Annotated in this window: 11 protein-coding genes; 8 read left to right on the plus strand and 3 right to left on the minus strand. The window is 46.5% G+C overall.

From position 1 onward, the window contains the following. Window positions 1-3,056 (plus strand): WD40 repeat domain-containing protein (locus QUB12_RS13720; protein ID WP_333307149.1); only part of this gene is annotated, 3,056 nt, incomplete at its 5' end. A gap of 531 nt (window positions 3,057-3,587) precedes the next feature. Here the strand turns inward: QUB12_RS13720 and QUB12_RS13725 are convergent. Next, window positions 3,588-4,190 (minus strand): 2OG-Fe(II) oxygenase, encoded by a 603-nt coding sequence (locus QUB12_RS13725; RefSeq protein WP_333307151.1) that lies wholly within the window; start codon window positions 4,188-4,190, stop codon window positions 3,588-3,590. A 246-nt stretch (window positions 4,191-4,436) separates the two neighbouring features. On the opposite strand from QUB12_RS13725, the gene QUB12_RS13730 reads away from it, so the two are divergent. Next, entirely contained in the window at window positions 4,437-4,658 is a 222-nt protein-coding gene (locus tag QUB12_RS13730) for a hypothetical protein (RefSeq protein ID WP_333307153.1), read from the plus strand. 176 nt (window positions 4,659-4,834) lie between these two features. Then, a complete protein-coding gene (locus tag QUB12_RS13735) occupies window positions 4,835-5,194 on the plus strand; it encodes a group 1 truncated hemoglobin (RefSeq protein WP_333160123.1) in 360 nt (119 codons plus the stop codon). Window positions 5,195-5,522: 328 nt separating this feature from the next. Here QUB12_RS13735 and QUB12_RS13740 read toward each other — a convergent pair whose 3' ends face one another. After that, window positions 5,523-5,858: a XisI protein gene (locus QUB12_RS13740; RefSeq protein ID WP_333102648.1), complete on the minus strand. Its 336-nt coding sequence runs from the start codon at window positions 5,856-5,858 to the stop codon at window positions 5,523-5,525. Then, window positions 5,846-6,259, minus strand: a complete 414-nt coding sequence (locus QUB12_RS13745) for an element excision factor XisH family protein (RefSeq protein WP_333145068.1) — start codon at window positions 6,257-6,259, stop codon at window positions 5,846-5,848. The genes QUB12_RS13740 and QUB12_RS13745 overlap by 13 nt, the downstream gene beginning before the upstream one ends. A gap of 158 nt (window positions 6,260-6,417) precedes the next feature. On the opposite strand from QUB12_RS13745, the gene QUB12_RS13750 reads away from it, so the two are divergent. From QUB12_RS13750 to QUB12_RS13770, 5 genes are all read left to right on the plus strand, one after another. After that, complete coding sequence (locus QUB12_RS13750) at window positions 6,418-8,868, plus strand: glycoside hydrolase family 31 protein (protein ID WP_333145069.1); 2,451 nt, start codon at window positions 6,418-6,420, stop codon at window positions 8,866-8,868. Window positions 8,869-9,082: 214 nt separating this feature from the next. After that, window positions 9,083-9,427, plus strand: coding sequence for a DUF433 domain-containing protein (locus QUB12_RS13755; RefSeq protein ID WP_333028145.1), 345 nt, complete (start codon window positions 9,083-9,085; stop codon window positions 9,425-9,427). Beyond that, on the plus strand, window positions 9,402-9,773 hold the full coding sequence (locus QUB12_RS13760; protein WP_333145070.1) for a DUF5615 family PIN-like protein: 372 nt from the start codon (window positions 9,402-9,404) through the stop codon (window positions 9,771-9,773). The genes QUB12_RS13755 and QUB12_RS13760 overlap by 26 nt, the downstream gene beginning before the upstream one ends. After that, a complete protein-coding gene (locus tag QUB12_RS13765) occupies window positions 9,773-10,921 on the plus strand; it encodes an AAA family ATPase (RefSeq protein ID WP_333307155.1) in 1,149 nt (382 codons plus the stop codon). Before QUB12_RS13760 ends, QUB12_RS13765 begins: the two co-directional genes overlap by 1 nt. Beyond that, window positions 10,918-11,532: a hypothetical protein gene (locus QUB12_RS13770; protein ID WP_333307157.1), complete on the plus strand. Its 615-nt coding sequence runs from the start codon at window positions 10,918-10,920 to the stop codon at window positions 11,530-11,532. The genes QUB12_RS13765 and QUB12_RS13770 overlap by 4 nt, the downstream gene beginning before the upstream one ends. Window positions 11,533-11,691: the final 159 nt, after the last annotated feature.

Here is an 11,691-nt window from a genome sequence, read left to right on the forward strand (position 1 = left end):
GTTCCACAGAGGAAGAGGAGGAGGGAGTTGAGGGGTTGGTGAGGTTGCGGGTTGTGGAGAATTGGGAGTCTCAGGATGAGCCTGAACATTTGAAAACTATTCGCGATCGACTTTTGAGAAATCAGCAAAAAGCGGGGCAGTTATTGGGGCTTTACCAGCAAATTTTGGAATCCGCGCACCCCCCCCAACCCCCCCTGGCTAAGGGCAGGGCTGTTTCATTCTCTTGTAGGGGCAATCCCCCCGTGGTTGCCCCGATATCTGAAACCCCTACCCGATCGTCTATCGGCTGGGCGGGCACGGGGGCACCGCCCCTACAAAACCCTGGTTTTTCTGAGAATGAAACAGCCCTGCTTGCTAAGGGGGGGCTAAATGCTGCTGCTTCACCCTTGGGAGAGGAAGAAATAGCCACTCTTGCTCCCCCCCTTAGCAAGGGGGGGCTGGGGGGGGTTCTTGCTGATTGCAGTCCCGAACAAACGGAATTGCGACTGTCAGGTTTAGTGGTGCAACAACAGGGAAAACTAAAAGTTTATAACCGAATTTATGCCGAAGTTTTCAATCTTGAATGGGTGGAAAAACAGTTGGGAAAGCTGCGGCCTTATTCGGAAAGTTTTAATGCTTGGAATGCTGCCAATTTTGAGGATGAGTCGCGGCTGCTGCGGGGTCAGGCACTGCAAGAAGCTTTGGAATGGGCCAAATATCAAAGTTTAAGCCATCTGGATTACCGCTTTTTAGCGGCGGCTCAGGATTTGGAAAAGCGAGAAGCTGAATTGGCTTTTGCACTGCAAACTGAGGAAAGTCAAATATTGACACAAGCTAATGAAACTTTAAGTCTGGCCCAGCATCAAGCTAAAACAGAGTTAACGTTAGCTAAAAAACAAGCTAAAAAAATAATTGCGATCGGCTCGACAATTTTAGCGATATCTTTAGCAGCCGCTATCGCCGTACAATTGCAAGTAATTAAAGCCGATCGAGAACTCGCAGAAACCAAAATAGTCCTCGAAAGTTTGTCGTCAAAGACAACTTTAGCCTCAAACCCTTTTCCAGCACTGATCGAAGCACTGCTTGCAGCACATAAACTTAAAAAATTAGAGGCATTGAGTCCGGCAAAATCCGAAACTAAGATGCAAGTATCCATCGCCCTCCAACAAGCAATTTACAGCATCCGAGAGCGCGATCAACTCCTTGGCCACCAAGCTAACGTCAGAAACGTCGTTTTCTCGCCCGATGGCAAAATCCTCGCATCCGCTAGCGAAGACGATACCGTCAAACTCTGGAACCCAGACGGCATCTTGCTCAGAACGCTCACCGGACACGGAGACAACGTTTGGACTGTCAGTTTCTCACCTGACGGCAAGACGATCGCATCTGCTAGCGACGATGCTACTATCAAACTCTGGAACATCGAAAACGGCACACAAATTAGAACGCTTACGGGGCATAGGGGCTGGGTGAGAGGAGTCAGTTTTGCTCCCGACGGGTTGGCGATCGCATCTTCGGGTTCCGACGGCACTGTCAAACTCTGGAATCCAGCAGACGGCACTTTGCTCCAAACCTTTACTGGGCATAGGGGCTGGGCAACAAGCGTCACTTTTTCGCCCGACGGGTTGGCGATCGCATCTTCGGGTAGCGATCGCACTGTCAAACTTTGGAATCCAGCAGACGGAACGGAAATCGCAACGCTGACGGGCCATACCAATGCTGTCAGAAGTGTTAGTTTCTCCGACGACGGCAAAACCCTCGCATCCGCTGGTGAAGACGGTTTAGTCAAGCTGTGGGATGTCAAAAACCTGACTCTCCTCAAAACCCTGCAAGCCCACAGCAGGCAAGTCTGGAACGTCAAATTCAGTCCCAGAGGCAGCCTCCGCCCAACTCTGGCTACCGCTAGCGAAGACAGCACCGTCAAATTGTGGAATTTATCGCAGTTAGGAGACATCGAGCCGCAAACGCTCAAAGGACACAGTGGCAGGGTTGTCAGCCTTAGTCTCAGTCCCGACGGCCGCACTTTGGCAACGGCAGGTACCGATCGCACGGTACGACTCTGGAACCTCACCGGCATCGAACCGAAAGTTCTGGAAAGTCACCGCCGTCAGGTTTTCAGTGCGAGTTTCTCGCCCGACGGCAAAACTGTTGCCTCCGGTAGCAGCGATCGCACTGTTAAATTGTGGAATGCACAAAACGGCCGCGAAATCAAAACTTTTCTCGGACATCAAGGTGCCGTCACCAGCGTCAGTTTCGCCCCTGACGGCAAAATTTTAGCATCCGCAGGAAGCGATAAAACTATTAAATTGTGGAACCTAGAAACGGGCACCGAAATCAAAACTCTTTCAGGACATCTGAGGGGAATTGACAGCGTTGTTTTCAGTCCCGACGGTAAAATCTTAGCATCAGCAGGAAGCGATAAAACTGTTAAATTGTGGCATCTAGAAAGCGGTGTCCAAATCAAAACCTTCACAGGACATCTCGAAAGAGTTAGAAGTGTCACATTCAGTCCCGATGGCAAAACTTTAGCATCCGCAGGGAACGATCGCACAATATTTTTCTGGGATTTAAATAATTTAGAATCTACGCCAAGAAAGATTGTGAAAGCCCATAACAGCCGAATTACCAGCCTGCGTTTCAGTCCCGACGGCAAAATCTTAGCATCCGCCTGCGATGACAGCACCATTAAATTGTGGAATGCAGAAACAGACACCGAAATCAAAACTATCCGAGGACACGGAAGCTGGGTAAAAAGCATTAGTTTCAGTCCCGACGGCAAAATTTTAGCATCTGCAAGTTTCGATCGCACAATTAAACTGTGGAATGTAGCAGACAGCAAAACTGGATTGGAGGCGGTGCCCCTACAAACTTTTGAGGGACATAGCGATCAAGTTAATGACGTTAACATCAGTCCCGACGGCAAAACTCTTGTTTCTGCCAGCGATGATTCTACTTTAAGGATCTGGAATTTGGAACTTGATGTAGATAGTTTAATGAAACTGAGTTGCCAATGGCTGAGCAATTATATTGCTAATCATCCCGAAGAAAAAGCGATCGCAGAAATATGCAATCCTTAAAAAACATGACTTACACCAATACGGTTCAGTTAAGATCGATCCCCCCTAACCAAGAGGGCGGGCACGGGGAGTAGGGGTCGCACCGCCCCTACAAAGGGGGGGACAAGAAGTTGCTCAAAGTCAACCCCTACTCCCCAACAATCAGGGGGAGTAGGGGGTATGCGAGGGGGATCTCCGGGGAATTAACAGTGTTAACCCAAGCGTATTGGGACTTACACAACTGGCACATTAAACAAAGGTATCTTGTTGCGCTTCAGCACTATTTGATATCCTAAGAGCGAGTCGAGCGCAACCACATACCTAAAAGTCTTGTGACTGTTGCGTAAGGCCTGAGATTAAAGAATTGGCAACGACTAATGAACTAAGGGTTTGATTCACCGCCCTACAGTGGCATTCTTTTTTTACTGGTATAAACAAGCGCCCAAGATATATCTGGGTATTTAAGTTTGTTTTGTAGATAGTTTGACAGTAATTCCTTTTTGGGAAGACCTGGGAATTGTCAAGAATGCTATTATTTTGACATAATAAACATTACTTAATTTTTGCTTTCACGGCCCTAGATTCCACTGTAAATCCTGGAATATCTTGCAGTTCTGTTTCGCTCAAACTGTACTGTTCGCAAACCAAACTCAAACGAGTTCCGGTACTTTTAACAGCGTTGACAGAGTGAGTCAAATCTCCTTGAAAATACACCAGCGAGTTGGCTTGCGGCTTAATCTGCCCGACTTGCTGTTTGTTGCGCCGCAGTATCAATTCTCCCCCTTGCAAGTTGGGCGGTACTTGCACGTACAAAACGCTGACGGCTGCGGGAGGTTCAACTGTTTTGCAGTACGATCGCAAAGATCGATCGATATGCGGATCGACGCGGGAACCTTCACCCAGCAACAAAGGGTTGAGGTAAAAAGCATTGCATTCAGGCAGTAATGCTTGGTCTAGATAGGGTTTGAACAAAGGGAACCGCCGTTCTACTTCAGCAATTTCCGCACGTTGAAACACTACGGAAAACCCTTTTGTGCCAATGAAATCGCGATTGAGGTTGTTGATTGCTAGATAAGGGGAGGCTAGAATTGCTCCTCGCAAGTCGTTGAGGTAGTCGATCGAGAAAGCGTTAGGATGTTGGCTATAGTATTTCAAGGCACTCAAAAATCATCAAAGTTTAAGGAAACAGCAGATAGAAATGTAGCAATCGCTCAGAGTTGGGATTGCTTCGTTCCTCGCAGAGGACATAATAATCTTGATTTCAGTCCGCGTACTTAAGTCAAAGGTTTTTCTTAACTGCGGGCGATCGTCCGGAAGTGTCGCAACCGACTAGCAACGGCAGAATATCAGTATACAGGCGATCGTTGTGGTGATTCGATTATATTTGCAATTCTATTATACATGATGCCGCTCAGCAGCCGATCGCCCATTTATTTTAACTTGTCCAATTGCAGGGGCAAGCCTAATTTGGGCGATCGCATCCGGCCTCTGTTTTATCACCGATTTCTTGAGTTTGCTAGCTGGAAAACAGATGCGTGTTGGTGGTGTATAGGAAACATCTTGCTAAAACCAGCAATCCGTGCATTAGGTCAAAATGCTGGGAGGGCGATCGACAATATCTAACTGGCGAGAGAACGTTAATAAAGTTTACAATTAGAGAATGTGGTCTAAAAAATACCAGCAGTCGCAACAGTTACTAAGTAATTATTTCAGATTAAATTAACATTTCACAGTGGAAAAAAGCCAAGCTGCCAGCTATAATTAAAGAGTAAGGGAAAAAAATAACTCGCTGAAACGATATGGCAACAACATTGTACGAAAAAATGGGTGGAGAGCCAGCCATTAAAGAGATGGTGGATGATTTTTACCGCGATGTTTTGGCTGACGAGATAGTGAGCCATTTCTTCGATCATACAGATATGGAAAAGCAGCGCCGCCATCAAACTGCTTTTATCTCTTATGCCCTCGGCGGCCCCAAGCAATACTCAGGCCGTTCAATGGAGAAAGCACACGCAGGTTTGAATTTACAGCCTGAACACTTTGATGCAATTGTGAAGCATTTGACCGATGCAATAGTTGCCCACGGCGCCTCCCAAGAGGATCTCGATGAAGCGCTAGGTAAGATCGCGACTTTGAAAGAGGCTGTTTTGTACAAGTAAAATCGAGTGAGGGCAAGAGGGTTTTTGCAGCCACTAGAATAGTGATGAAAGTGGAGATTTCGTAATTGTGCAGCGAAAGCTCCACTTTGTTTTTTGCCGGATATAATGAACCCCGAAGAGGCGAAGGAAGTAGCCTGTAAGGTGCGTCAGCTCGCTCACTTATTAGGCAAGAAAAACGCTGCGGCCCGTGGCACCCTACAATACTATTTTAAATGCGTAACAGCTTAAGTAGATTTAGTAAAGTACAGTAATTGTTCGGCCATCCATGAGAGCGACGCTGATTGTTTCTTCGGTGAAGTACAGGTTTTTAACTCTATCGCCGGCAACATCATGCCACCGCATATCCGGTATGAGGGCGGGCGTTGGGCGGTTGAAACCCCAAGACAATCTGATCTTTCCCAATCCCGGCTTCGACTAGCTCATTTGTAATCCCATCCTCAATGCCATCGCGTTGAATCCAAATTTTGTCATCAATAATTTGGACGTGAGTTATACATCCATGCACTCGCCGTTTTTGCTGCCAACCCACATCAAACAGCATAAAGTGATTGCGATCGCGATCGACAATTAAGTGCTGATCGATTTCTCCAAAAGAATAGGGAATTTCTGCATACTTTCTTAAAATGGTCTCGATCGTTTGCCGATAAAACTCTAAGTTATCCATCTTCTAACCTCCGCTGTGTTCGCATCAAAAATTAGCAAGTTTAAGTGATTGATTTCAACCATTAATTGTGGCAGCTCCTCTGAAAAAAAATCTAAAAACACGCTTTCTGGAATGGCTAAGTACAACAAACGCGCCGAATTCTGCCGCTCCAAAACTTGTGAATACATGATGTATTGACCTAGCGCCTGCTCCAAATCATGTACGGGTGATGGGCCGATAAAGCTTTTCACCTCCACTGCAATCCGCTGACCTTCTTTCTCTGCTGCCAATAACTTCTGTGCACCCAAATCTATATAAGCCGAGCGTCCTCCTATCTTCAAGGTTAAGGGATCGTTAGTAATCGTCCAACCATCATTTTCTAGAGCCGTTCTCACCGTATTGTGGTAAATGTCTTTAGCCATCTTCAGAGTACCTCATCCAACTTAATGTCGGCTCCTTGTCGCCCATTATACCCTGGCTACGGGTGGGGAATACTCAGTTTGGCTATAGTTCAGCCTTTTGCCAGATGACAACCCTTAACTGCTCATAGCAAAATCGATAATATTTCGAGTCAGAGTGTATGCCGCAATACTTCGGAAAACTCCAAACAACCGAACAGCCTTGGTCAATTATTGGCTCTGTACAATCGATCGATAAAACCGATTCCCTACGGGATAGCTGCGCTTCACGCACAATTCACTTCAACTGTACCAATTCCTCCCTAAATATCAGCATCCTCGCACCGAATTTAATCCGAGTGCGAATGTCCCCAAACCCCCCCCAACTAGGGCGGGCACGGGGGCACCGCCCCTACAAGGGGGAGGAAGAAATTATAGACCAACCCCCCCTTAGTAAGGGGGGGCAAGGGGGGGTTGAAAGCCGATCGTACTCAATAACTGTCCCTGACGAAGAGTGGGAAATTATACCATTTGAAGTGCGAGAAACAGACGAAAAAATAGAAATTGAAACATCACAAATAACGATTTCAGTCAAGCGCGATCGCACTTCCATCGAATGCTTTGACAAATCGGGAAAACCCTTTGCTAGCGACTGCGATCCTAGTATGGGATGGCGCGCAGGCGCAACCGCAGGCTGGAAACGCATCGAAGCAGACGAACACTTCTACGGTTTCGGCGAACGTACCGGGTTTCTCGACAAACTCTCCGAAGTCAAGACAAACTGGACAACCGACTCCCTTGACTACAATTCCCTCACCGATGAAATGTACCAGGCGATCGCATTTTACATCGCCCTGAATCCCGATCGCGCTTACGGCATTTTCTTCAACACGACATTTTGGAGTCAATTCGATATCGGCGCGGAACAACCGGGGGTTTTGCGGATGGAAACCAGAGGCCCGGAACTCGACTACTACATCATTTACGGCCCGGAACCCGCCCAAATTATCGCCACCTACACCCAGTTAACCGGCCGGATGCCGCTTCCGCCAAAATGGGCGCTGGGATACCACCAATGCCGTTGGAGTTACGAATCCGAGGACATTGTGCGCGAGTTGGCGAAGGAATTTCGCGATCGGGCGATTCCCTGCGATGTCATCCACCTCGACATCGACTATATGCGCGGCTACCGCGTTTTTACCTGGAGCCCGAAGCGTTTCCCCGATCCGGCGAAACTGATCGCAGACTTGAAAGCAGCGGGTTTTAAGGTTGTCACGATTGTCGATCCCGGTGTCAAGTACGAACCGGAAGCAGATTATGAAATATTCGATCGCGGTGTGGAGAATGACTATTTCGTCCGCACCGCAGAGGGAAAGCTATTCCACGGTTACGTTTGGCCGGACAAAGCGGTGTTTCCCGACTTCCTGCGGCCGGAGGTGCGGCAGTGGTGGGGCGAATTGCACAAAACGCTGACAGATGTTGGGATTGCGGGGATTTGGAACGACATGAACGAACCTGCGATCGCAGAACGGCCTTTTGGTGACGGCGGCGAACACATCAGCTTTCCCCTGGATGCACCGCAAGGCCCGGAATCCGATCGCGCTACCCACGCCGAAACCCACAATCTGTATGGGTTGATGATGGCGAAAGCTTGTGCTGAGGGGTTGCAAAAAGTGCGATCGGGCGATCGATCTTTTGTGCTGACGCGATCGGGTTTTGCGGGCGTTCAGCGTTACTCGTCGGTGTGGATGGGCGACAATCAATCGCAGTGGGAACACTTAGAAATGTCGCTACCAATGCTTTGCAACATGGGGCTTTCCGGCGTGGCGTTTGTCGGTTGCGACATCGGCGGCTTTGCGGGGAATGCAACCGCTGAACTGTTCGCGCGGTGGATGCAGGTGGGGATGCTGTATCCCTTGATGCGCGGTCATTCGGCGATGAGTACGGCGCAGCACGAACCGTGGGTTTTTGGCGATCGCACTGAGAAGATTTGCCGCGAATACATCAATTTGCGCTATCAGTTGTTGCCTTATATTTATACCTTGTTTTGGGAAGCTGCGACGACGGGAACGCCGATTTTGCGACCGTTACTGTATCACTTTCCGCGCGATCGGGCAACTTATCACCTTTACGATCAAGTATTGCTCGGCCCGTCGCTGATGGCTGCACCTGTTTACCGCCCGGGAGTTGAGCATCGCGCCGTGTATTTGCCGGAGGGTACTTGGTACGATTGGTGGACGGGCGAATGCTATCAGGGCCCGACGCACATTTTAGCTTATGCACCTTTGGAGAGAATGCCGCTTTACGTGCGGGGCGGGGGCATAATTGCGATCGCACCTGTGAGGCAATTTGTCAGCGAAGAACCGCTTGAGTCATTAAAAATGCGAATTTGGCCCGGAAGCGGTGAATGGACGCTTTATGAGGACGACGGACACAGTTTTGAACACGAAAAAGGTGTCTGGGCTACGACTAATTACAACGTGTATTTGGAAGGGGACAAAATCATCGTTGAAATTGCCGCGCGGGAGGGTCAATTTTTGATATCAGAACGCGAAGTTATTGTGGAAGTTGTTGGCGTTGGCGAACAGCGATCTACAGATGATGGTACGGTGCGGCGTTTGACATTTGGATAATGTAGGGATAAGGATGGAATATTGCCTGTCTGTGGGGTTGAGTTTTGAGATGGCGGCGATGACAGCAGGAAACATAGAGTCTGGGAAGGTCGAGAAAATTGCCCTGTGGATGTTCTATCATGTCCAGTTAATCAGTTATCATAAGAGTGGGAGCTTGTACCTTGCAAGCGAGACGCTCCCGCTCAACAAGAATCAACAGATGGATAAATAAACCATGCTAATAGAAGAATATTTTGAGTTTTTAGCCGATGATGACATTCGAGTAAAAGGCACAAGAGTAGGAATAGAAAGCATCCTCTATGAATATATTTATCAGCAACGTTCACCAGAGGAAATTTTAAAACACTTTTACACTTTGACCCTCGATCAAGTTTATGCGACAATTTTGTATTATTTGAACAATAAAGCTGCCTTAGATAAATACATCGCAGACTGGCTCGAATGGTCGCACGAACAGCGAAAAGCTCAAGAATTAAACCCTCATCCAGCTTCGGTCAGGCTCCAAAAAATCAAGGAAGAAAGAAATAAAAAAAATGGCACTCAAGTATCTCATGGATGAAAATATTGACCCGATTTATCCTAATCAAATTCGGAGCAAACAAGTAGGATTAATTATTCGGGTCATTGGCGAACCTTCCATACCAGCAAAAGGAACTAAAGACCCGGAAATTTTAGAATGGTGTGAAAAATATGACTTTATCCTAGTCACGAATAACCGCAAATCCATGCCCGTTCACTTAAACGATCATTTGCAAGCCAATCGTCATATCCCTGGGATATTTATTTTAAATGCGAATTTAAGTATAGGGCAAAACATCGATGAATTAATTTTGATTGCTGAATGTTCTTTTATCAATGAATATCAAGACCAAATTATTCATCTACCTATCACTAAAGAGGTTTAATGATTATCTCCCATATAGCTCTGAAAAATTGGCGCAATTTTCAGTCAGTGAATGTTGATTTGCGCGATCGCGTTTTTGTGGTAGGCCCTAATGCTTGTGGTAAGTCAAACTTTCTCGATTCATTGCGCTTTTTGCGGGATCTGGCTAAAGCAGGAGGCGGATTGCAGAAAGCCGTGAGCGATCGAGGTGGCGTCTCAAAAATTCGCAGTCTTTATGCGCGCCGTTATCCAGATGTAGAAATAGAAATTCACCTTTCCGAATCTAATGCCCAACAGCCATTATGGAGGTATGGGCTGGGAATTAAACAGAGAAAAGGGGGGAAAAATGAGCCGATTGTTGCCTACGAACGAGTTTGGAAAGGCGAGGAGCAAATTGTCAATCGCCCTACTCAAGAAGATGACAACGATGAGCTACGTCTCACCCAGACTTATTTAGAGCAAATTAATGCCAATGCAGAATTTAGAGAAATTCCTAAATTTTTAGAAGCGATTTTATATTTACATTTAATTCCTCAGTTAGTCCGCCATCCCGAAGCTTTTGCTACCCCTGGACTTTCCGAAGATCCTTTTGGGAGAACTTTTTTAGAGCGAGTTGCTAAAACTACCGAAAAAACCCGAAGATCGCGATTAAAAAAAATTGAAGGTGCTTTAAAGCTGGCCGTCCCACAATTGAAAAACCTCACAGATACCAAAGATGTGATGGGAGTTCCGCATTTGGAAGCTGTTTACGAACATTGGCGGCCCGGAGCAGGAAAACAACGGGAAGACCAATTTTCTGACGGAACGTTACGGTTAATTGGTTTACTCTGGTCACTGTTAGAATCCGATTCATTATTGTTATTAGAAGAACCAGAACTTTCCTTAAATTCGGCGATTGTTAGCAATCTACCCTCTCTGATTTATCGCCTTCAGCGTCCGAGAAAGCGACAGGTTATTCTTAGTACCCATAGTGCTGATTTGCTCTCAGACAAAGGCATTGGCGGCGAAGAGGTGCTGCTTATGACACCGACTCCTGAAGGAACTCAGGTAAAACTTGCTTCAAGTAATGAACAAATCAAAATGCTATTAGAAGGAGGTTTAAGCATAGCTGATGCTGCACTTCCTCTGACAGCACCGCCCGCGATCGAACAACTCAGTTTATTCAAATGACAGATATTCCCATCAATCTAGTGTTTGAGGATGTACTGAGTGAAGCAGTTCTTAAACAAATGCTCAAACAGTCTCAACGTCCCTTTTCAGTGGGACAGTGCTTGAATCAGAGAGGATATGGCAAAATTAAAAAGATTATTTCTGGATTAAATTATGCGGCCAAGGGAATGCCATACTTAGTATTAACTGATTTGGATAATGCAGAATGCCCGCTAGTAATTATTTCGGAGTGGTTAACTCAACCAAAACATCCTAATCTGCTGTTTCGGATTGCTGTTAAAGAAGTGGAAGCGTGGTTACTTGCACATCGATCGGCATTTGCCGAATTTCTGGGTATTTCAGTAGACTTGATTCCTCCTGGCGACGCGGATCGAATTCCTGACCCCAAGCAGCTTTTAATCAATTTGGCTAAAAAGTCAAAGAAGCGAAATCTGCGGGATGCGATCGTCCCCGCTCCTAATAGTACGGCTAAAATTGGTAAAGACTACAACGGTCAACTGATCGAGTTTGTCAATCAAAGTTGGCAGGTTGCGTCAGCACAGACTAATTCCCCCAGTTTGGAACGAGCTATGAATGCACTCATAAATTTTCAACCAACCTGGGAAAATTGAGGAGAAAGAGAAATTATGTTATCATCATCTACTATGATTAACTCATAATCTGTTATAATATACATGAAATTTTATTATTACCACATTTATGCTAGAACCCTATCACCTAGCTAATTTGTTGCTTGTCGCTGCCAAAAAATCAGAAAGTGAATGATTGGG

Source organism: Microcoleus sp. B7-D4 (assembly GCF_036705125.1).
In the GTDB taxonomy this organism is placed as follows: Bacteria; Cyanobacteriota; Cyanobacteriia; order Cyanobacteriales; family Microcoleaceae; genus Microcoleus.